The organism is Corynebacterium sp. HMSC062A03 (assembly GCF_001811145.1).
Lineage (GTDB): Bacteria > Actinomycetota > Actinomycetes > Mycobacteriales > Mycobacteriaceae > Corynebacterium > Corynebacterium aurimucosum.
The window spans coordinates 16,747-37,536 of sequence record NZ_KV803669.1 but is presented as its reverse complement, the minus strand read 5'-3'; the positions used below and the strand labels follow the sequence as shown (position 1 = coordinate 37,536).

The following is a 20,790-nucleotide window of genomic DNA, read 5'->3' as shown; positions in this document are numbered from 1 at the left end:
GTGCCACACATACGGCACAACACGGCCAGAACAAATAAAATCAACCAACAAAAAGTACATTGGCACACTATTGAGTTCTCAGACATCGTCACCACACAGCCATACGGCCCGCTTTAAGCGAAACGCAGTACTGCGAGTAAAGAAAATATTTGTTGTCAGGGCCTGTTTTCCTACCGCCTCTCTCCAAGAACCTCTGTTCCTGTGGGGCGCTGTCGGTCGCGCTGACTCATATAAAGTTACATACGGCCTTGAAAAAACACAAATATGCACTTCAAAGAAGGTTTTTATCCCTTCTTGAAGTGCACAAAGACAACCGTTTAACGCCGACATTGGTTGGCGCTCAGCGTGACCCAAACCAGCCCATGAGGCCCGGGCTAAACACGTTGGTCTTTTTAGCCATCCGGGGATACGCGGCAACCCACACAACGTAGATGATTGCCATCCCTGTGAACGTCCACCCCATCGCAACGTTGGGATTGATAAGCCACGCTATGAACAGTATGGCGATTGCTCCCGCTAGCGCAGTTGTGTAAAGCCACGTCGGTTTGTCGGTAATGGCGAAACTTAAAAGTAGTGACGTTGTAGCAAGACACACGATGGTGAACCCCGCTGGATTGCCGGTCCACATCATCGCTACCAGATCGGCCACGAGCGATAGGACCACGGGGATTGCCGTGCACAGCACAGTGGCCTTAGCCCAGGCACCGCGCGGCAGCCCAAAGGCCACTGCATCTTTGAGTGAGCTGCGGATTGAATCAGCAACTAGCGGCAGGACAATCAACGTAACAATGACACCCACGATGCCCACGGCGGCATCCCACAGCTTGCTCACCACGATGGTTATCGCTATTGCGATGGCTACACCGATCGCAGTCCACATCCACGCGCGGACCTGGGGACGCAACACAATTTGGGAGACCGGGGACGCTGAGAACCAGCCCGTCGAAGAATCACCATCGCTGCCTACGATGAGGGAGCTCGCGGTCATGCGCGATGGCTCGACGCGCTTGGCCACGCAGAATATCCACGCTGCCGTTGGCGCGATGAGAGTCCACCACGGAAAGGCGAAGGGCGCGCTAACAAGAATGAGCACAAGCGTCAGGGAAGCATTGATTCGCCGGTGCCCATTCCACACCCGGGTGCTCAACCCAAAGGTCAGATAACGCGTGAAATCAGGCTGCGAAAGGTAAACCATAAGGACCATAAAGAGTGAGTAACCAATGGCCCACCCTTGCCCGCGATCCATTCCCAGCACCGGAAGGACAACAATCCACAAGGCAAAAAAGAAGCTGTTCCAGCTCAGCGCCATATGTCTATAGAGCTTCATCATGCCTCCCCCAATGCCAACACTGCCTGTTCGAGGGATACCTCGCTGGCACGCAAACCCATTTCCTGGGCCATGTCGAAGACGTTGGTGGTGTGGTTGGGGCGGGCGTCGACAAGCGCGCGGTCTGCCACGGCTGAGGTTTCGCGCTCAAGGACCGGAAGCTGCAGGCGCCCCAGCGCGCGATCGAGGGCTTCGGCAGAGCCGGTGAGTTGGACGACGCCCTCAATGAACTCATCGATGGGTCCGGAGATCGGGCTCTCCCCCATCAAAGCCACGGTATCGAGCAAACCGGACAACTCGTTGAGGTGGTGGGTGGAGACAATGATGGTGCGGCCATGCTCCTCGCGTAAGACTTCGTAGAATACTTCCCGCTTGGAAGCGTCGAGGCCGAGATAGGGTTCGTCGAGAAGCATGTACGGCACCCCCGAAGCCACCGCGACAATGAAGCTCGCCGCCGACTTCTGCCCGCGGGAAAGCCCCGAGTAGTTCTTCATCGGGAGCTCGAAACGCTCCACCAATTCCTCGGCGCGCTCCTTGTTCCAGGTGGGCCAGCGCAGGCTGGCTACGGTGAAGACTTTCTTCACGTTCCAGCCTTCGGGCAAGGGGTTGTCGATACCCATAAGCACAACCTTGTTGAGCACCTTTTCATTGTCATAGGGCTTGTCGCCATCGACCTTGATGCCGGAAGCATTCAGCTGTCCGGCAATCTTGCGTAGCAACGTGGTCTTACCAATACCGTTGGGGCCGACGAGGCCATGTGTGAGGCCGTCGCCGAAGGTGAAGTGTGGGGTGGAAATCATGAGTAGAGTCCTCGGCTTTCTGCGACAAGATCAATGAGGTCATGGAGCTGCTGGCGGGTATAGCCCAGGTGCACGGCTTCGTCGATCAGCGGCGCGGCGTACTCGGCTGCAAATTCTTGGCGACGCCGCGCGCGAATCATTTCGGCTGCACCTGAGGTGACAAACATCCCGATGCCCCGGCGCTTTTCGAGGATCCCCAGATCCACGAGAAGAGAAAGGCCTTTACGGGCGGTGGCGGGATTGATGCTATGGAAGGCGGCCAGCTCGTTCGTGGACGGCGCCTGTGCCCCTTCGGTGAGGGTGCCTTCGATAATGGCGTCCTCAATGAGCACAGCTATCTGACGGAAGAGCGGCTGCGCGGAGTTATCCATGCCGACTCCTTAGCTGGTTGGTTACTCATGTAACTAACCATATAACCATCCTTTAGTCCTGGCAAGACTGCATCGAGCCCTGACTTTGACCTGGGAATTCCCTCAAGGTTATCGACGTTTTGTGACTAATGGGGCACACTGGAACACACCGGCCTTAGGCTGGAAGACCTCACAGAAGTGACCTAAGAAAATTATTTAGAAGAAATAGAACGGAATTTAGGAGCCATGCTTGAACGAACACTTGTCTTCGTCGACACGTCATATCTACTCGCCAGTTTCTATAACTCATGGGAAACGGGTGCCCGAGCCCAGCTAGAGATTGATTTACCCGAAGTAGTCAGCTCCCTTGGTTCCATGATTGAGAACCAGGTTGGAAACCGTATTCACCGCCAATACTGGTATGACGGAATCCCGGATACTGGGCCCCACCGCTACCAGCGAGCGTTGCGCGTCTGCGATGGCGTGCAGCTGCGTACCGGCCAACTCATCGAATGGGGCGAGCGCCGCACCCAAAAAGCGGTGGATACCCGCCTTGTCGCCGACATGATCGTCTCCGCTATGAAGGGCCAAGTCACGGACTTTGTTTTGGTCTCCGGCGACGCCGACATGATCCCCGGAGTGCAGGAAGCCGTCAATAACGGCGTGCGCGTGCACCTCTACGGCTTCGGCTGGGATTCAATGTCCTCCGCTCTGCGCCATGCGTGTGATTCCACCACAATCCTTGATCCGCGCGAGGACTTCGCCGATGCAATGGAGCTCGAGGTTCTCGAAGGCCCGCTACCGCCAACCATCCGCGAACCCCAGAATTCCGAGGACGGCAGCGAGGACGTGAGCGATGCCGCTAGCGAGCTCGCTCCGGAATGCGAAGAACCTACCGAGGCACAAGCTGCTTTCCCCTCCGCACCGAAACCCGGGCCGGCCACTCCTTCTGCCGCGGCACAAGATGTGGCGGCCACGGCCGCTCACCCCGAGTCAGCAGCACCCAGCGTCCCCGCCGAGGACGAGGAGCCCTCCCAGCCTGGAACCGCTGCTCAGGAGCCTGCCGACAAAGAGTCGGAAGCAGGCACCGAAGCCTCGAAGCCTGCTCCCAAGCCGGCCGCGCCAAAGCCGTCGATGATGGCACCGCGCCGCAAGCTACGTTCGAAGTACGTTCCGCTCCCTGAAGAAGTGTGGAGCTCCGCCGGGTTCCAGTCTCCCTTTGATGTGGGACAGCAATATGCCTCGTGGTGGTTCGACAACGCTGCGAGCGCTGATCAACGCGACCAGGCTCACCTGCTATCGGGCGGCGGGCTGCCACCGGAAATCGACCGCCCGCTGCTGCAGTTCGCCTGTGAAACGCTGCACGAGTACACGCTCACCGAAACCCAGCGCGTCAACCTGCGCGATGGCTTCCACTCGGGCATCCGCGGCGTGCTCATCAATATCCGCCGGCAAGATAGCTAAAACACCACAGAGACCTTTGAGAGCATAAGGCGCTGAAACTCCCAGGCCGCGCTACGCGGCCCGCTCTCAAAGGTCCCTTTTCTATGCGGTGATGTGGTCCGCGGTGGCTACTGCTTGCCCTCGGTGGTCTCCGATTCGGAACCAACACCAGCTTCGGTGCCAGTCTCAAGCGCTTGGTCGCTAGCGAAGGGGGAACCTTCGATCTCCTTATTCTTGGCCATCTCGGCGCGAATCTCGTCCAAGCGGGACGCGGCGGCCGTATCGTGACCCGCGGCCGAAATCTCCTGAATCCGGCTGCCACCAGTTGCCTGGTGCAGCTCCTGAGCGCCGAGGGCATCGGCGTAGCGCTTCTCAATCTTGGCGCGTACCGAATCCAACGTTGGCGTGGAATCATCGGGCTTGAGCTCGTTCATAGAGTCCAAGGCCTCAGCGTTCTTCTCCTGCATCGCTGCCTGATCAGCCTGGGACAGCAACTGGTCCACCTGCGCGAGCTGCTCCTTAAGGCGGGCCTCCGACTGCTGCTGCTGGGCCTTCGCCTGCTCGGCAGCTTGGGCGGCGGCCTCGTGCTGGGACTTCAGATTGGCCAACTCATTCTCTACGGCGACCAGCTGGCTCGCCACGACCTCTGCCGCTTGGTTGTACTCGGCGGCCTTCTGCGGATCCTCGGAAGCATCCGCCAGCTCCAGCGCCCGGCGGGTCTGGTCTTGGTAGTCCTTCTGGGACTTCACCAGGCGGTTGAGCTGCATTTCCAGCTGGGTTTTGCGTCCAATAATCTCCGCCGCATGTTCGGAAATCTGGCGATGTTGCTCTTTCGCACCTTCCACGGCCTGCTGGATCTGGACCTTGGGGTCAGCGTTCTCGTCGATCTTCTGATCGAAAGAAGCCATCACATACTTCCAGCCTTTGCTAAATGGATTTGCCATCGCACTCACTCCTTAGTGGTTCCTGCAACAGTATTTAATGCAGCTCTTATTAGTGGCCTATATAGAAAGACGCTTTCCTGCGAGTGTAGCGATACTCACAGGAAAGCGCGCGCGGCGGGCGTACTTGGCCCTCCGCACCAAGGAGAAGTCTTCGGGACTATTCCGCCTTCTGGCTCTCCACCTGGGCGCGGACTTCGTCCATGTCGAGGGCCTTAACCTGGCCGATGAGATCCTCCAGGGCTGCCGGCGGCAGGGCGCCAGCCTCACGGAAGACCAGGATGCCATCGCGGAAAACCATCAAGGTAGGGATGGACTGAATCTGCAGCTTCGCAGATAGCTCCTGGTTGGCCTCAGTATCCAGCTTGGCAAACGTAGCATCAGGGTGCTCTTCAGATGCCTTCTCAAAGACCGGGCCGAAGCGCTTGCACGGGCCACACCATTCCGCCCAGGCATCGACGAGCGTGATGCCGTCGGCAGAGATGGTCTCCTGGAACGTGTCCTCAGTAATGTCAATCGTTGCCATGTTGTTCCTATCAGTCTCGGGGATTTTTGTCGGTTCTATCAACCCTCAACGGTACACAAGACTCGATTATTCCTTGCGCGTATACCCCAGGGGGGTATATTCTTGGCAGTAGCATTAACCGTTAAGAAGAGAGAAGGATTCATCACCATGAGCACCACAACCTACACCGTTACCGGCATGACCTGTGGCCACTGCGAGCTTTCCGTCAAGGAAGAGATCTCAGAGATCAGTGGCGTAACCGACGTTACTGCCGACCACACCACCGGCGCAGTCACCGTCACCGGGGAGGGTTTTAGCGATGAGCAAGTTGCTGCTGCCGTCGCCGAAGCCGGCTACGAATTGGCCTAAACACCATGACTACCAGCCTCACCCTCGGCATCACTGGGATGACCTGTACGTCGTGCTCCTCCCGCGTCGAGCGCAAACTCAACAAACTCGACAACGTTGAAGCCACGGTCAACTTCGCCACGGAGTCTGCCTCCGTGAGTTATGACCCTGCAACGACGACGCCCGCCGATCTCATCGACGTCGTCGAAGGCGCGGGCTACGGAGCCTTCACCATGGACGGTGAGGGGGAGGAACCAGCAAGCACGGCGGAGGATGCTCGCGAGAGCGAAGCCTCCGACATCCTTCAGCGCACCCTGCTCTCTGCGGCACTCTCCCTACCAGTGATGCTGCTTTCCATGGTCCCGGCCCTGCAGTTTCAGCACTGGCAGTGGGCCTGCTTGATGCTCACGACACTCGTCTACGTCATCGGCGGAGCACCCTTCCACCGCGCTACCTGGGCCAATCTGAAGCATGGCGCTGCCACGATGGATACTCTCATCACACTGGGCACTACCGCCGCTTTCGGTTGGTCCCTCTACGCGCTCTTTTTCGGCGATGCCGGAATGCCCGGTATGACCATGCACATGACGCTACGCTCCAATGACGCGCAGATGGACCACATCTACCTCGAATCCGTCGGCATGGTTATCACCTTCCTGCTGCTTGGACGGTGGTTTGAGCTCAAAGCTAAGGGGCGCTCCTCCGAGGCGCTCACCACGCTGCTGACTATGGGGGCTAAAGAAGCCACCGTGCTTCGCGACGGCACCGAAACCCGCATTCCCGCCAGCGAGCTCCACGTAGGCGATGTTTTTGTGGTCCGTCCCGGCGAGAAGATCGCCACCGATGGCGTGGTTCTCAGCGGTCATTCCGCCGTGGATGAATCCCTGCTCACCGGCGAGTCAATGCCGGTTGAGGTTTCACCCGGCAGCACGGTGACGGGCGCTACCATCAACGCCTCTGGGCGCCTTGAGGTGCGCGCCACCCGCGTTGGCTCCGACACCGTTTTGGCCCAGATGGGCGCGCTGGTCACTGCGGCCCAGACCTCGAAGGCCCCTGTACAACGTCTCGCGGACCGCATCGCCGCCGTCTTTGTCCCGATCGTCATCGGCATCGCTCTCCTCGCCCTCGTGGCACACCTGTTGTTCGGTGGTATCGCCCCAGCCTTCGTGGCCGCCGTCTCCGTCCTCATCATCGCGTGTCCGTGCGCCATGGGCTTGGCGACGCCCACCGCAATCCTCGTGGGCACCGGGCGCGGCGCCGAACTGGGAATCCTCATCAAGGGCCCGGAGATTTTGGAATCGACGCGCCAGATCGACACCATCGTTCTAGATAAAACGGGCACCATCACGGAAGGCCAGATGTCGGTGGGAGCAATCCAATCTACGGCAGGGCACACGCAGCAGGACGTTCTTCGTCTCGCCGCGGCCGCAGAGCAGGGCTCCGAGCACCCCATCGCACGCGCCATCCGCACGGCTTACGACGGCGAGCTCCCCACAGCCGAAGACTTCCACGAGCTTCCCGGCCAAGGCATCGAGGCAACGATTGAGGGCGCGCACGTGCGAGTCGGCCGGCCGCCTGCGGGCTATGAGGGCACCGGGACCCAAGTCGGCGTCTACGTCGGTGACACCCTGGCAGGCACCATCGAGCTGCAGGATCGCATCAAGGAATCCTCCGCCACCGCCATCGCGGCAATGCACAAGCTAGGACTTACACCTCACCTACTCACCGGGGATAACGCCGGCGCGGCGCGTGCAGTGGCGCGAGCCGTTGGCATTGATGATGCCAACGTGACAGCGGAGGTCATGCCCGCAGACAAAGTGGATACTATTGCTCGTCTGCAGGAGCAGGGGCGCACTGTGGCCATGGTGGGCGATGGCGTCAACGACGCCGCAGCGCTCGCGCAGGCAGACCTCGGAATCGCGATGGGCGCGGGAGCCGACGTGGCCATCGAAGCTTCCGATATCACGGTGATGAACAACGACCTGCGCTCCGTTGCCGAGGCAGTGCGACTCGCGCGCAGCACCCTGCGCATCATCAAGGGCAACCTATTTTGGGCGTTCGCCTATAATATTATTCTTCTTCCTGTGGCAGCATTTGGCCTGCTCAACCCCCTACTGGCGGGGTTGGCAATGGCCCTGAGCTCAGTCTTTGTGGTGACCAATTCTCTGCGGCTGAAAAGCTTTACCCCCGAGGAGTAAACTTAGCCTGCATGAATCGTCTTGATCATCGCTCTATCTCACGCACGGAAAGGCTCGACCGCCTTCCCGTCACTGGAAAACACAAACGTCTCCTCTTCGGCTCCGGCATCGGCTGGGCGCTCGACGCCATGGACGTGGGCCTCATCTCCTTCATCATGGCCGCTTTGGCCGTGCACTGGGGGATCACACCGACCCAGTCCTCATGGCTGGCGTCCGTGGGCTTCATCGGCATGGCCCTGGGCGCCACCTTCGGCGGCCTCTTGGCCGATAAGTTCGGCCGCCGCCACATTTTTGCTCTGACCCTGCTGGTCTATGGCCTTGCCACGGGCGCTTCTGCCCTGGCAACGGGCCTCACGCTCCTCATCATCCTGCGCTTCTTCATCGGACTTGGCCTCGGCGCTGAGCTGCCGGTGGCCTCCACGCTGATTTCCGAGTTCGCACCGCTCAAGGTGCGCGGGCGCATGGTCGTTCTGCTGGAGGCCTTCTGGGCGGTGGGGTGGATCCTCGCTGCGGTAATTGGAACGTTCGTGGTGGGGGCGTCGGAAAGCGGCTGGCGCTGGGCCCTAGCGCTCGGCATGGTGCCCGCGCTCTACGCTCTCTATGTACGCCTTCACTTGCCTGAATCAGTGCGCTTCCTAGAGTCGAAGGGCCGCCACGAGGAAGCAGAAGAAATCGTCGCTTCCTTTGAGGCCGAGGTAGACGAGGCGGACATTGACCGCACGACCCCGGCACCGACCTACTCCGAGGAAGATGTCACCGCCACCAGCATTTGGTCAAAGTCCTTGCGCGGGCGCACGCTGGCGCTGTGGACCATCTGGTTCTGCGTCAACCTCTCCTACTACGGCGCCTTCATTTGGATTCCGTCACTGCTTGTCGCGGATGGCTTCTCCCTGGTGAAGTCCTTCAGCTTCACGCTGATTATCACCCTCGCCCAGCTACCCGGCTACGCCGCAGCCGGCTGGCTCATCGAGGTCTGGGGCCGCCGCTCGACCCTAGCGATATTCCTCGTGGGTTCCGCCCTGTCGGCCGGGTTCTTTGGTTTCGCTAACACTGAAGCCATGATCATCCTGGCCGGTTGCCTGCTCTCCTTCTTCAACCTTGGCGCGTGGGGTGCGCTGTACGCCATCGGCCCGGAGCTCTACCCCACCGCCCTGCGCGGGCGCGGTACCGGTGCGGCAGCTGGCTTCGGCCGACTCGCATCAATCCTGGCACCGCTCATCGTTCCGCCGCTCATCGCGGTGGCAGGAACGGGCTCGCTCTTCGCGCTGTTCGCAGCAGCCTTCGGCCTCGCAGCTGTAGCAGCACTGACACTGCCAGAGTTCAAGGGCAGGACCCTTGCTCAATAGGGTCGCCCTTGGCGCGTGGATCGCGGTCATGGCCGCGCTCACCACGCTTAAGCCCTTCTATCAGATTGGCTACCTCTGGAAGCCGGAGAACCAGCGAGTTCGTGACCTGCGTTTGGTGCCACTTGATGAGTTCTCCGGAGGCACCTGGTTTGGCCCGCTTTTTGAGTATGCGGGCAATACCGCCTTTTTCATTCCTTTAGGCATGCTCGTCTTCAGCATGTGCCGATCAATCAAGGCAACGGCCGCGTGGGGATTCGCGCTGAGTTTGGCACTGGAAACAGTCCAGTATGCCTTCGCGCTAGGACGCACTGATATTGATGACCTCATCTTCAATACGATCGGCGTGCTCATCGGCGCGGCATTCGCCCGGCGTTGTGGCGAGCGCTTCTTCCCGGTGTGGCGATGGCTGGCGCTCGCCGCGGCTGCGGTCTTCTTGGTCTTGGTCATCCTCGGCCCACGGTTGGGTGACCCCAACGCTGTCGTGGACCTGTAATTTAACCGTGCGCCATGTTGACGAACTTGGAGTAGTGCAGCTGGTGCGCCACCTTCACCGTGTCGATCGGGCCGCCACGGTGCTTGGCCAGGATGATATCCGCCTCACCGGCGCGGGGATCATCGCGGTCTTGTGAGTCTGGGCGGTAGAGCAGCATAACCATATCGGCGTCCTGCTCAAGCGAGCCGGATTCACGCAGATCCGCCAGCTGCGGCTTCTTATCGGTACGGGATTCTGGACCACGGTTCAGCTGCGAAATCGCGATGAGCGGAACTTCCAGCTCCTTGGCCAACAGCTTGAGCTGGCGCGAAAACTCCGAAACCTCTTGCTGGCGGGACTCCACCTTTTTGCCTGAAGACATCAGCTGCATATAGTCCAGCACAATGAGGTCTAGACCGTGCTGCTGCTTGAGGCGGCGGGCCTTCGAGCGAATTTCCATCATGGTGAGGTTCGGGGAATCATCGATGAACAGAGGCGCATCCTGGATGCGGTTGAGGGTATCATCGATCTTGGCCCAATCCTCCGTGGACACGCGGCCACCGCGCATATCCGACAGCTTCACTTCCGCCTCCGCAGACAACAGGCGCATGACGATCTCTGAGGCAGACATCTCCAGGGAGAAGACCACGGAGGTCTTGTTATGCTGCAGTGATGCCGAGCGCATGAAGTCCATGGCCAGCGTGGACTTACCAACGCCAGGGCGGGCGGCGACGATGATCATCTGGCCGGCACGCAGACCATTGGTCAGGTTATCGAGGTCGATGAAACCGGTGGGCACGCCGGACTCCACGCCGTTTTGTTGCAGGGCGGCGAGTTCATCAATGGTGGGATCGATGAGATCACTCAGCGCACGGTAATCCTCGGTCGTTTTCTTCTGCGCGACAGCGAAAACTTCCTGCTGGGCGCGGTCCAGCACGGACTCAATCTCCATGTCTTCGGAGCCTTGGAAGCCGAGTTGGACGACTCTTGTTCCAGCGTCCACCAGCTTGCGCAGCACCGCCTTCTCCGCGACAATCTCCGCGTAATAGCGGGCGTTGGCAGCGGTTGGCACCGTGGCCAACAGGGTATGCAGGTAGGGCGCACCGCCAACGCGCTCGAGGTTGTTATATCGATCGAGTCGGGCCGCCACAATCACCGCATCAATGTCGGTGCCTGCGGCATAAAGGTCAATCATGGCCTGGTAGATGAGCGTGTGCGCAGGATAGTAAAAATCCTCCGGCTCCAGCTCTTCAATGACCTCCATGACCGTGTTCGGGCTCAGGAGCATAGCACCAAGGACGCCTTGTTCTGCCTCACGGTCCGCGGGCGGCTGACGGAATTCGCCGTAACGCTTAGGCTCCTCCTGCCGGTAGGAGCGGCGGGGTTCCTCCTCTACCGGCTCCGGTGGTGGTGGAACCTGGTCATCATCAAAACTGGCATTAGTCATTGCTCATTAATCCCACCGTTCATTAATCCCACCCTGGCCGTGTGCCTGAAATCCTCACTCTTCTCCGCGCCGGACGGCCAGGCTTCGATGCAGTGCCGAGCGGCAACCGCGCGTTGTACACAACAGTCTAGCTGAGGGTCAAGACACTACCCCTTGGGCATAACTCCCATAGTTATCCACAGAGACCTGTGGAATTCCCAGGTCAGCAAAGACACGGTGTGCAAAGACAGAGGTCAGGGCTGTGGATAACTTTGCAGCGCTGTGACCTGCGATGATTATTTCCACTGGTCAGGATAGGTTTTTCCTAGTGTGAAAATCCGCACAAAACCGGTGGAAAAGTAGGCCCCCCAACTGAATATCGCCCCTACCAGCGGGTTAACACCGTGCGCCGTGAGTAAATTCACCGTTAACTCACCACCGAGTTATCCACAGATAGTGCGAGTTATCCACAGTTTGAGTCTTTCCCCAAATCTCTATCCCCAAAAGCCCATAAAACGGCCTGAGGCCGTGCTTCCTCTCACCACCTCACATAGTGGGAGGAGCACGGCCTCAAGCCTTGCTGTTGTCTTAAGGTCACGTCCTGCGTACCGGCGCCGCGCCTCACACGCGGGCGGACGGAGGGTGACCGTCGTGCGCCTTAGTTCTTAGGCAGCGACGACCGAGAAGTTCACCTTGCCGATAACGTCAGCGTGCAGCTTCAGCTCGACTTGGTAGTTGCCGGTCTTCTTGACCAGGCCCTTGGGAAGCACAACGATGCGCTTGTCCAGCTTCGGGCCGCCAGCGGCGGCAACGGCCTTCACGATGTCCTCTGCGGACACGGAGCCAAAGAGCTTGCCGGACTCGGAGGTCTTCACGGGGACGTTGACGTCCTTGAGCTCCTCCAGCTGGGTACGGATCTCGCGTGCATGGTCCAGGTCGCGGATTGCGCGAGCTTCCTGGGCGCGCTTGATGCCCTCGATCTGCTTCTCAGCACCGCGGGTGGCAACGATTGCCAGGCCGCGCGGAAGCAGGTAGTTACGTCCGTAGCCGTCCTTAACCTCTACAATTTCGCCGGGGGCGCCGAGGTTCTCAACGGCAGCGGTGAGGATCAGCTTCATGATCCCTGCCTTTCAATTGAGTTAAATGAATACTTGCGTGACAGTTTTAGAACGGGGGTTCTGCATCCGCACCACCAAAGCTTCCTGCTTGGGGTGCCGAATTCCACGGATCGTTGCTCGGAGCCGACTGCTGGGACTGCTGCGGGGCAGAGGACTGGGACTGGTTTCCAGAGAAACCACCCTGGTTTCCGGAGAAACCGCCTTGGTTGCCACCGCTGTAGTTAGCACCACCCTGCTGCTGGCCGCCATAGTTGCCGCCGCCGTTGCCGGACTTGCGGTTAACCTGAGCGGTTGCATAACGCAGGGACGGGCCGACCTCATCGACCTCAATCTCAAAAACAGTGCGGTTCTCGCCCTCACGCGTCTGGTAAGAGCGCTGGCGCAAACGGCCAGTAACGATAACGCGCATGCCCTTGGTCAGGGTCTCCGCAACGTTTTCTGCGGCTTGGCGCCACACGTTGCAGGTGAGGAACATGGCCTCGCCATCCTCCCACTGGGAAGTCTGCTGATTATAGCGACGCGGGGTGGAGGCAACACGGAAATTCGCTACTGCGGCACCCGCCGGGGTGAAGCGCAGTTCCGGGTCAGCAACGATATTGCCGACAACCGTGATGTTGGTATCTCCCTGAGCCATGTCTTTACTCCTTAATATCGGTTACGTGGATTGCTCGAAACCCAGTATCCGCTATTTGCTGTCGGTGCGCAGAACCTTGGTACGCAGGATGGAGTCGTTCAGGTTCAGACGGCGATCGAACTCGAGAACGGAGTGGGATTCACACTCCAGCTCCACGACTGCGTAGATGCCCTCTTCCTTCTTGTTGATCGGGTATGCAAGACGGCGCTTGCCCCACACGTCAACCTTTTCGACTTTGCCGCCATCCTTGCGGATTGCCTCGAGGAACTTGTCTAGGGACGGGGTTACGGTGCGCTCATCCTGATTAGGATCCAGAATGATCATGACTTCGTAGTGACGCACGGACCTCATCACCTCCTATGGTCTAGTAATTGGTATCGGCCATATCACCTTTGCGGATATGACAGGAGGGTCTGTTGCGTCAAGCAACCCTCACACAGTACCGCACTGACCGGCGGAAAAGGAAATCCCCTATCTCCTCGGCCACATCTAGTGTGTCGCCGCGACAAAGATCGCCGCACCAGCAGGAATCACAGTGAGGAACAAGAGAGCCAGCAGCCCCAGCACAATGGGCCAGGTGCGGTCTTGAGAGCGTTGAAACAGGTAATAGGCGCTCAACACGCAGATAAAACCCAGCGTGATGGAGATGATGCCCAGGATCGTCATAGTCATAGCGCAAAATCCCCCGCCAATGGATCCCTACCGCCGTGCGCCGCACGGACCTTATCTTCCGCTTTGCCCCACATCTGACGGATGATCAGCACACCGATGGCAATGATGAAGCCATCACGAGTAATCACGGCGATATCCAGCATCTCGTGCGGCAGGCCCTTATTCTCAGCCCCAAGCATGTGCCAGGTAAGGATGGGCCAGAGGAGGGCGTCGGCAAGCGCCCAGCTAAAGATGAGGCGCCAACGTGGCAGGGCCAAGAGTGCCGGTACGACGAGCCACAGTGAGTACTGCGGCGACCACACTTTGTTGAAGATCAGGAAGGCCATGATGATGAGATAGATCATCTCAGCTACCCGTGGCGCACGCGGCGTAGTAAGCCCCATAATGGCGATGGCAGCGCAGCACGCTAGGAAGGCCACGAGGGAGAAGGTGTTGAGGAATTCGGCTTCGAAGCCCACGCCCGTCACGCGACTCAACAGCGCATAGATCGTGGTCCACTCCGCACCGCGCTCTTGATTGAGCCTGAAGAACTCGCCCCACGCTTCGGGGTAGGCCAGTGCCACGGGAAGGTTCACCACGAGCCACGTCACAGCGGTTGCCACGATCATCTTGAAGAAAGGTGCCCACCGTTTATGGCGGATGGCCAACACTAAAAACGCACCCAGGATAAACAGGGGCCACAATTTAAAGGCCGTGCCAAGGCCGATGAGGATACCGGCAAGCCAATTCTTGCGCTTCGTCACTGCGAGTAGCGCACCCACCATGAAGGCCACCGACGGAATGTCCCAGTTTGTAAAAGCGTGAATAACCACGAGCGGGCTGGCCGCCATGAGGATGGTGTCCCATGCCCGGTTCCCCGTGAGCTGAAAAACCATCACCACGGTGCCGACCCACACGAGAGACATGATGAACGCGGTCAGTCCGAAGTACCAGCTGACATCTGCCATCCCAAGCCACTCGACGGCCGGATAGGTGGTGCGCGCCAGCCACCCGACGGCTCCCTGGAAGAGGCCGGCCAGTACTGGGTACTCCATGTAGCGGGTGAGATCGCCCTCAACCCAGGAATAGGCATAGGGGAAGCCCGGCTGATCGAGTCCGCGCCCACCATAGAGAGGGACGATGTCGTTATAGCAAAAGGCCGTGTATTGGCGGTTGCCATCCCAGTTCAGGCTGATGAGGCCATCCTCGCCCCGGCGACTACCCGCACAGGTTGCCTTACTCAAAAACCCAAACGCCAAAAACGTCCACGCCAGGGTGATAACCACGCGCAAGGGTGTCCACCACCCAGCATAAGCCGAACGAGCAAAGCGCCCCGTCGGCCCACCCAGGGCGTCGACCGCGTTATGGGTCATAGACTCAGATGAGAGAGACACGATCCGCGAAGTAGTGTGATAGCTCACCGGGCGATCAATCTCCTATTGACCAAGTAATTGGTCGAGTCCATCTCCGTTGAGAATGTCATCAAGTGAAGGGACCTCGGGCTCTGCGGGTTCGGCCGGTTGCTCAGGCTGCGCTGGATGGTCTGGGGTCTCACCCTGACCCTCATCGTGGTGCTCGCCGTCTTCGGCTGACGCTTCCTCGTCGCCCTCGTTCTCCGGGCTTGCCGGCGCCTGGTTCCACGTGGTGCTCTGGCTCGGGTCATAGACATACCCGGAGCCCCAGCTGCCGACGCCATAGTGAATCGGATACGCCTGCGGGAAGGACTGCTGCTCGACGTTAGCCAGAGAAGTGTCCAAGATGGACTTCCAGATCTTCGTCGGTGCGTCCGAGCCGTACATGATGCCGCCCCACTGATTGAAAATCGCGGAGGTGTTGTCGGCCGTGCCTACCCACACTGCTGTAGCCAGCTGGGGCGTGGAACCGACCATCCACGCATCTTTGTTCTGACCGGTGTCACCCAGCTGCGTGGTACCAGTCTTAGACGCAGACGGGCGCCCGCCAGCTAGCGCGCCATTCGACCATGCGGCAATTGGCTGCATCGCGGAGATCACGTTGTTGGCCACGTTGGCGGAGACACGGCGTTCACCGCCGTCGGTCGGGTTCTCGTAGAGGACTTCGCCGGCAGCGTTTTCTACCTTTTCCACGAAGTGCGGCTGATGCCATATGCCTTGGTTGGTCAAGGTGGCCATTGCCGTCGCTATATCGAGCGGACGCGACTGGTACTGGCCCAGCACGATGCCCTCGTACGGCGTTCCACCATTTTCAGTGAGGGTCTTTTCAATCCCCGGAAGACTGCGCGGCACGCCCAACGCATGCGCCATATCCGCGGTGTCCTGCGTCTTGTTTTCCAAGTCATCCTGGAGGCGCAGGAAGGACGTGTTATAAGAATTCTTCATTGCCTCAGCGATGGAGCAGCTACCGCAGCCGGCACCCACGTCGTTGGTCACGAGCTGCGATCCAGGCAGCTGGTAGGGCGCCGAGGAGTAATAAGTATTGAGATCGATGCCCTGCTGGAGCGCTGCGGCCAGGGTCATAATCTTGAAGGTTGAACCTGTCTGCAGCGGGGAATTGGCATAATCCCAGCCGCCAGAATCATCGCCGCCATAGTAGCCGCGCACGGCACCCGTAGCCGGGTCAATGGTGACCGCCGCTGCACGTGCATCTTCCTGCAGCACTCCCAGCTCTGCATGAGCAGCATCCGTCGACGCATTCTGGACGGTCATATCAATGGTTGTCGTCACCTTCAGGCCACCAGTGGCCAGCTGATCCTCGGTGATGCCCACACGGGACAGCTCATCGATGACCTGGTTCTTGATGTGGCCATAAGCGCCTGGCGCTTCGGTGTAAGCGGAATACTCAGACGGATCGCGAGTTTCCGGGAAGACCAACTGATCGCGTTCAGCCTGATCCAGGTCACCCATCTCAACGAGGCCATCCATGACGTAGTCCCAACGAGCATGAGAACGTTCCTCATCTACCCACGGATCAAGGACAGACGGTGACTGGATAACGCCCGCGAGCAGCGCGCCTTCTTCCTTCGTGAGGTCCTTGGCGTCCTTATTGAAGTAGGCATTGGAGGCAGCCTCGATGCCGTAGGCATTGCGGCCGAAATAGACGGTGTTGAGGTAGGCGTTCAGGATGTCCTCTTTGGCCCACTCATTGGTCATCTTCACCGAATAGATGAGCTCACGGATCTTGCGGACGTAGGAATACTCGTCACCAACTAGGGTGTTTTTCACGTATTGCTGGGTGATGGTGGAACCACCACCGGCGGTGCTATCACCCGTGAGCTTGCCCAAGACGGCGCGGCCCAGACCAGTAAAGGAGAAGCCCGAGTTGGTCCAGAACTCACGGTCCTCGGCAGCGAGGACCGAGTCCTCCACATAATCCGGGATCTCTTCCAACGTCACCTGACGGCGGTTGCCTTCCGGCGGAACGAGCTTGGCCAGTTGAGTTTCACCATCGCCGGCGACGATGGTGGAGATCTGGCTCGGCTGCAGCTCCTTGGGCCCGGGGACGTCGTATTGCGTATACGCGTAGCCGAAGAGCAGGGCAGGAATGCCCACTAGTACAAACAAAACAGCCAGCACGATCCACGGCCAGCGGCGTTTAGAGCTGGATGAATGTCGTGCGCTGCGCGAGGGGCTCTTCCGACGTTTACCGGCCTTTCGCCCAGAGGTTTCCTTCTCGGTCACTGATCCGTGTCCTCATCAATCCTGTACAGAAACTGTAAATATATGCAGCTTACCGGCGCGAACTGGGAAGCCAAAACTACCCTAGAGCATAGACCGTGGCGGCTCGAAGCAGATGATTCCAGCGGCACGCCGGACACACTTCCACGAAGTGCACGGTAAATTCCAGCCCTTCTGCGGCCATGTCCGCAATTTCCGCAGCGCTCCGCGCACTTCCCGCCCGGCGTTTTAAAGCATCTCCATAAACCCAACGGGTCAGTCGCATGTCTGATTCACACACCGGGCACGGCTTGCGCATGTCGACGCCATGGTGTTCCGCCGCCGCGCGAAGGAGAAAGTCGGCATCGCATAGCTCTTCGCGCGTCACCTTTCCCGCGCGAAGCTCACGCAGATGCTGTGCACGCTCCCATTCATAAGAGACTTCGTTGCGGTAGGCCACTTCTGGCCTTGTCTTTGCAGACTCTGCCTTTGACGGAGAATTCACGCCGGACAGTGTAGTGCCGGCGGCGTCAACAATCTAGGCCCTTTCATAGTGCTTCGCGGTGGGAAACCAAATTTTTTAATCGGCTAACTACCGCTCCGCGAAATTACTAGCTACACTTATTTTCCATGAGTGAAGAAACTATCGAATCCCCCATCCCTTACGAGGATGCCCTGGAAGTCGCCCGCCAGATCCAGCCCGCGCTCAACAAACTCATGCTCATTTTCCAGCGCACGACAGAAGGCACATCCCTCACCACGTCGCAGGTCTCCATCATGAACCAGCTGCGCATGCGCGGCCCTTCGCGCGTGAGCACCATCGCCCAGGCAGAGCTCATCCGGATGCCTACCGCCTCCAATGCGCTGTACCAATTGGAGCGTCAAGGCTTCGTGGAACGACACCGCGATGAAAAAGACCGCCGCGGCGTACTTGTCGCCCTTACCCAGCTTGGGGAATCCGAGCTGACAATCGTCTCCCGCCAGCGCGCGGCGGCTTTGGCTGAGATCCTACGCTGGCTCGACCCAGAGGATATCAAGGACGCTGACGCTTTGGTCAATCTCATCTCCAAGCTTGCCGATGTCTACCGTCCAATCATGGAAGGGAAATAGACCAAAAAGTGCCGGTAGAGCGGATTTTATTTTCCGGCATGAAGGGTCGATAATGAAGAAAACGACCCCGAACTTTTTATTGAATGGCTAAGAATTCTTCACACCCTGCGGAAGGGCCATGCTCCCCGGACGACCAGCTCCCTCCGCTCCGCGTCCTCGTGTCGTGGAGTCCTAGCTCCACCGGCACGGAGGCCATCGAGTTTGCCGCGTGGCTCGCACGTTCCACCTCCGTTCGGATTCGCGTGGTTTCAACCATTTCGCAGCCCCTCACCGTGACGTCGCTCAGCAAGCTCAGCGGTTCCTACAAGAAGTGGTTCAAGAAGGAACGCGCGACCTGCGAACGCGCTGTCAAGCAGGCCTTGAACGAAGCCGGGGTGGACAAGGAGCAGCTCGATAAGAATGTCTCCGTTCTCTTGGCAGGGCCCTCTCGCCCCCAGCTCTTGGAACAGGCGGCTAAGGACTTCAAGGCGAGCGTCATCCTCCTTGGAGCCAATCAATCCGCGCCGAAGGGCCGTTTCTTCTCGGGATCTACTGCCGACGCGCTTCTACACTACTCGCCCCTCCCCGTGGGGCTCATCCCGCGTGGTATCAAGCTGTCCAAGCACGGCGTCACCCGCATCAATTTCGCCTTTACGGACTTGGGCAATGCCGACGACCCCGCCCTGCTGCATGCCGCATGCATTGCGCAGCGCGGCGGAATCCCCCTGCGTATCCTGGCGTTTTCCGCCAAGGGGCTGGTCGACGTCCCCCTCGAATATTCTCCGACCTTTCCCCCCGATGCACCGAATTGGCGTGAGCACTCGCTCTCACTGTTGGACCGCGCCCACGATCTCATCGCGGAGACCTACCCGGAGGTATCGGTCACGACGGCCATCGGCAGTGGCCATGGCTGGTCCGGCGCGGTGGATTCACTGAAGTGGAAGAAGGGCGACCTGCTCTGCTTGGGTTCCGCTCCCATGGGGCCCATCGAACGCGTCTTCATTGGCAGCACCGCCACCGAGTTGCTTCCCCACTTGGGCGTTCCAGTACTGGTCTGTCCCAGTACCTACGATAAAGAAGCACGTTAGACTGACAAACCATGGCAGCCGAGCACCCCGAAAACGATCTCACGTCCGACGCGGACTATACGAACCTGCCTCGCCCAGAGCCCCGCAGCTTTGACGAGCTTGCCGACGAACCCGATCCCCTCACCGTCGCCGAGGCCAACCGCCGTTCCTCGCGCCAAGCGCTGTGGTTTATGATTTTCATCCTCGTCGGTTCGGCGCTCTATGCGCTTCTCCTCGCGGGCCTCTTCAAGGTCGCCGGGACCACAACCAATTGCCTCCAGGCCGAATACGCCGCTTGGCTCTGCACGAGGACCCAGCGCACCGTGTTCGCCACGACGACGCTAATCATCCCGTTCATTGGCATGATCGGCTGCGCAGTCATCATGGTGCGCAAGCTCAAAGCCTACGTGCGCTGGCGCGGCTGGATGGCCATCTTCTGGGTCATGGCCGGCAACTTCATGATCTGGTGCATCAACGATATCCAGATCCTGCTGGCCCCGGTGCTCGAAAACTAACCCTGCGCTTGGGCGGCAGCCACCTCGGCGCAATCCGGCCGGCCGCAGTGCTGCGTTTCCACGTGCTGGATGCAGTCATCGCAGATGAGCACCTGCTTGCGGCACGTGTCCTCATTAATACAGTTATGGAAGGTATTCGTCCCCTTCCCACAATGCACGCAGTGGCCGAGCTGAATAAAGCCCGGATCCTCTAAGCCCTGGCCAAACTCGTGATGCATGCGCTTGTCAAAGACGTACATCGAGCCTTCCCACAGGCCATCGTTGCCGTACTTCTCGCCATAGCGGACGATGCCGCCGTCAATTTGATAAACCTCGTTAAAGCCTCGGTTCTTCATTAAGGCGGAGAGGATCTCGCAACGAATGCCACCCGTGCAGTAGGAAACCACGGGCTTATCCTTCATCCAGTCATATTTGCCGGATTCAAGTTCAGCAATGAAGTCGTGGGTCGTGCGCACGTCCGGCACCACGGCATTCTTGAATTTGCCGATTTCCGCCTCCATGGCGTTGCGCCCGTCGAAGAAGACGACCTCCTCGCCGCGCTCCTCCACCAGCTTGTTGACCTCTTCGGGCTTGAGGTGGACACCACCACCGATGACGCCGTTTTCATCCACTTTGAGCTCGCCCGGCGCGCCGAAGGCCACGATTTCATCGCGGACCTTGACCGAGAGGCGCGGAAAGTCTTCCGCGCTACCCTCGGACCACTTGAACTCCATCTTCTTAAATCCCGGGTACTCACGGGTTTCGCGCACATAGCGCTTGCACGCATCCATGTCCCCGCCCACGGTGCCGTTAATACCGTGCTCCGAGATGAGGATGCGGCCCTTGAGCCCGAGCTTCTCGCACAGGGATCGCTGCCACAGCATGATCGCGGTGGGGTCCTCGATGGGAGTAAAGCAGTAGTAGAGGAGAATCTTGCCAATAGTCACGC

Annotated in this window: 22 protein-coding genes; 8 read left to right on the top strand and 14 right to left on the bottom strand. The window is 59.3% G+C overall.

Annotated elements, in window-relative coordinates; genetic code table 11:
- Window positions 1-340: 340 nt before the first annotated feature.
- Genes HMPREF2781_RS05960 through HMPREF2781_RS05950 form a run of 3 tightly spaced genes read right to left on the bottom strand, consistent with a single transcriptional unit; the run spans window position 341 to window position 2,498 of the window.
- Entirely contained in the window at window positions 341-1,330 is a 990-nt protein-coding gene (locus HMPREF2781_RS05960; protein WP_246817297.1) for a hypothetical protein, read from the bottom strand.
- Window positions 1,327-2,127 (bottom strand): ATP-binding cassette domain-containing protein, encoded by an 801-nt coding sequence (locus tag HMPREF2781_RS05955; protein ID WP_070444726.1) that lies wholly within the window; start codon window positions 2,125-2,127, stop codon window positions 1,327-1,329. The genes HMPREF2781_RS05960 and HMPREF2781_RS05955 overlap by 4 nt, the downstream gene beginning before the upstream one ends.
- Window positions 2,124-2,498, bottom strand: coding sequence for a GntR family transcriptional regulator (locus tag HMPREF2781_RS05950; RefSeq protein ID WP_070444724.1), 375 nt, complete (start codon window positions 2,496-2,498; stop codon window positions 2,124-2,126). The genes HMPREF2781_RS05955 and HMPREF2781_RS05950 overlap by 4 nt, the downstream gene beginning before the upstream one ends.
- 225 nt (window positions 2,499-2,723) lie before the next feature.
- Here HMPREF2781_RS05950 and HMPREF2781_RS05945 point away from each other — a divergent pair, with 225 nt between their 5' ends.
- Window positions 2,724-3,941: an NYN domain-containing protein gene (locus HMPREF2781_RS05945; protein WP_070444722.1), complete on the top strand. Its 1,218-nt coding sequence runs from the start codon at window positions 2,724-2,726 to the stop codon at window positions 3,939-3,941.
- Window positions 3,942-4,048: 107 nt separating this feature from the next.
- Here the strand turns inward: HMPREF2781_RS05945 and HMPREF2781_RS05940 are convergent, their stop codons facing one another.
- Window positions 4,049-4,864: a PspA/IM30 family protein gene (locus HMPREF2781_RS05940; protein ID WP_070444720.1), complete on the bottom strand. Its 816-nt coding sequence runs from the start codon at window positions 4,862-4,864 to the stop codon at window positions 4,049-4,051.
- Between the two features lie 157 nt (window positions 4,865-5,021).
- On the bottom strand, window positions 5,022-5,387 hold the full coding sequence (gene trxA, locus HMPREF2781_RS05935) for a thioredoxin (RefSeq protein ID WP_070644737.1): 366 nt from the start codon (window positions 5,385-5,387) through the stop codon (window positions 5,022-5,024).
- Between the two features lie 147 nt (window positions 5,388-5,534).
- Between trxA and HMPREF2781_RS05930 the strand changes: the two genes are divergently transcribed.
- Genes HMPREF2781_RS05930 through HMPREF2781_RS05915 form a run of 4 tightly spaced genes read left to right on the top strand, consistent with a single transcriptional unit; the run spans window position 5,535 to window position 9,751 of the window.
- On the top strand, window positions 5,535-5,735 hold the full coding sequence (locus tag HMPREF2781_RS05930) for a heavy-metal-associated domain-containing protein (protein WP_010187886.1): 201 nt from the start codon (window positions 5,535-5,537) through the stop codon (window positions 5,733-5,735).
- A 5-nt stretch (window positions 5,736-5,740) separates the two neighbouring features.
- Window positions 5,741-7,912, top strand: a complete 2,172-nt coding sequence (locus HMPREF2781_RS05925) for a heavy metal translocating P-type ATPase (protein ID WP_070644736.1) — start codon at window positions 5,741-5,743, stop codon at window positions 7,910-7,912.
- 11 nt (window positions 7,913-7,923) lie between these two features.
- Window positions 7,924-9,258, top strand: coding sequence for an MFS transporter (locus tag HMPREF2781_RS05920; protein ID WP_010187889.1), 1,335 nt, complete (start codon window positions 7,924-7,926; stop codon window positions 9,256-9,258).
- A gap of 28 nt (window positions 9,259-9,286) precedes the next feature.
- Window positions 9,287-9,751, top strand: a complete 465-nt coding sequence (locus HMPREF2781_RS05915) for a VanZ family protein (protein ID WP_070644735.1) — start codon at window positions 9,287-9,289, stop codon at window positions 9,749-9,751.
- 1 nt (window position 9,752) lies between these two features.
- On the opposite strand, the gene dnaB is transcribed toward HMPREF2781_RS05915, so the two are convergent.
- From dnaB to HMPREF2781_RS05875, 8 genes are all read right to left on the bottom strand, one after another.
- On the bottom strand, window positions 9,753-11,177 hold the full coding sequence (dnaB, locus tag HMPREF2781_RS05910) for a replicative DNA helicase (protein WP_010187892.1): 1,425 nt from the start codon (window positions 11,175-11,177) through the stop codon (window positions 9,753-9,755).
- A gap of 644 nt (window positions 11,178-11,821) precedes the next feature.
- Window positions 11,822-12,274: a 50S ribosomal protein L9 gene (gene rplI / locus HMPREF2781_RS05905; RefSeq protein WP_070524218.1), complete on the bottom strand. Its 453-nt coding sequence runs from the start codon at window positions 12,272-12,274 to the stop codon at window positions 11,822-11,824.
- A 46-nt stretch (window positions 12,275-12,320) separates the two neighbouring features.
- Entirely contained in the window at window positions 12,321-12,908 is a 588-nt protein-coding gene (locus tag HMPREF2781_RS05900) for a single-stranded DNA-binding protein (RefSeq protein ID WP_070644734.1), read from the bottom strand.
- Between the two features lie 51 nt (window positions 12,909-12,959).
- The gene (gene rpsF / locus HMPREF2781_RS05895; protein WP_210384564.1) at window positions 12,960-13,250 is read right to left on the bottom strand and encodes a 30S ribosomal protein S6; all 291 of its coding nucleotides are present in this window, start codon (window positions 13,248-13,250) and stop codon (window positions 12,960-12,962) included.
- Between the two features lie 147 nt (window positions 13,251-13,397).
- The gene (locus HMPREF2781_RS05890) at window positions 13,398-13,580 is read right to left on the bottom strand and encodes a hypothetical protein (RefSeq protein WP_070644733.1); all 183 of its coding nucleotides are present in this window, start codon (window positions 13,578-13,580) and stop codon (window positions 13,398-13,400) included.
- On the bottom strand, window positions 13,577-14,932 hold the full coding sequence (locus HMPREF2781_RS05885; protein ID WP_141750575.1) for a glycosyltransferase family 87 protein: 1,356 nt from the start codon (window positions 14,930-14,932) through the stop codon (window positions 13,577-13,579). The genes HMPREF2781_RS05890 and HMPREF2781_RS05885 overlap by 4 nt, the downstream gene beginning before the upstream one ends.
- Window positions 14,933-14,995: 63 nt before the next feature.
- Window positions 14,996-17,215, bottom strand: coding sequence for a transglycosylase domain-containing protein (locus tag HMPREF2781_RS05880; RefSeq protein WP_070644731.1), 2,220 nt, complete (start codon window positions 17,213-17,215; stop codon window positions 14,996-14,998).
- Between the two features lie 76 nt (window positions 17,216-17,291).
- Entirely contained in the window at window positions 17,292-17,651 is a 360-nt protein-coding gene (locus HMPREF2781_RS05875) for a DUF5318 family protein (protein WP_070644730.1), read from the bottom strand.
- 170 nt (window positions 17,652-17,821) lie between these two features.
- Here HMPREF2781_RS05875 and HMPREF2781_RS05870 point away from each other — a divergent pair, with 170 nt between their 5' ends.
- From HMPREF2781_RS05870 to HMPREF2781_RS05860, 3 genes are all read left to right on the top strand, one after another.
- The gene (locus tag HMPREF2781_RS05870; RefSeq protein ID WP_070644729.1) at window positions 17,822-18,301 is read left to right on the top strand and encodes a MarR family winged helix-turn-helix transcriptional regulator; all 480 of its coding nucleotides are present in this window, start codon (window positions 17,822-17,824) and stop codon (window positions 18,299-18,301) included.
- 83 nt (window positions 18,302-18,384) lie between these two features.
- Window positions 18,385-19,368, top strand: a complete 984-nt coding sequence (locus tag HMPREF2781_RS05865; protein ID WP_070444700.1) for a universal stress protein — start codon at window positions 18,385-18,387, stop codon at window positions 19,366-19,368.
- An 11-nt stretch (window positions 19,369-19,379) separates the two neighbouring features.
- Window positions 19,380-19,862, top strand: a complete 483-nt coding sequence (locus tag HMPREF2781_RS05860) for a hypothetical protein (RefSeq protein WP_070444698.1) — start codon at window positions 19,380-19,382, stop codon at window positions 19,860-19,862.
- Here HMPREF2781_RS05860 and HMPREF2781_RS05855 read toward each other — a convergent pair.
- Complete coding sequence (locus HMPREF2781_RS05855; RefSeq protein ID WP_070444696.1) at window positions 19,859-20,788, bottom strand: oxygen-dependent tRNA uridine(34) hydroxylase TrhO; 930 nt, start codon at window positions 20,786-20,788, stop codon at window positions 19,859-19,861. The two genes, HMPREF2781_RS05860 and HMPREF2781_RS05855, sit on opposite strands and share 4 nt — an antisense overlap.
- Between the last annotated feature and the right edge of the window lie 2 nt (window positions 20,789-20,790).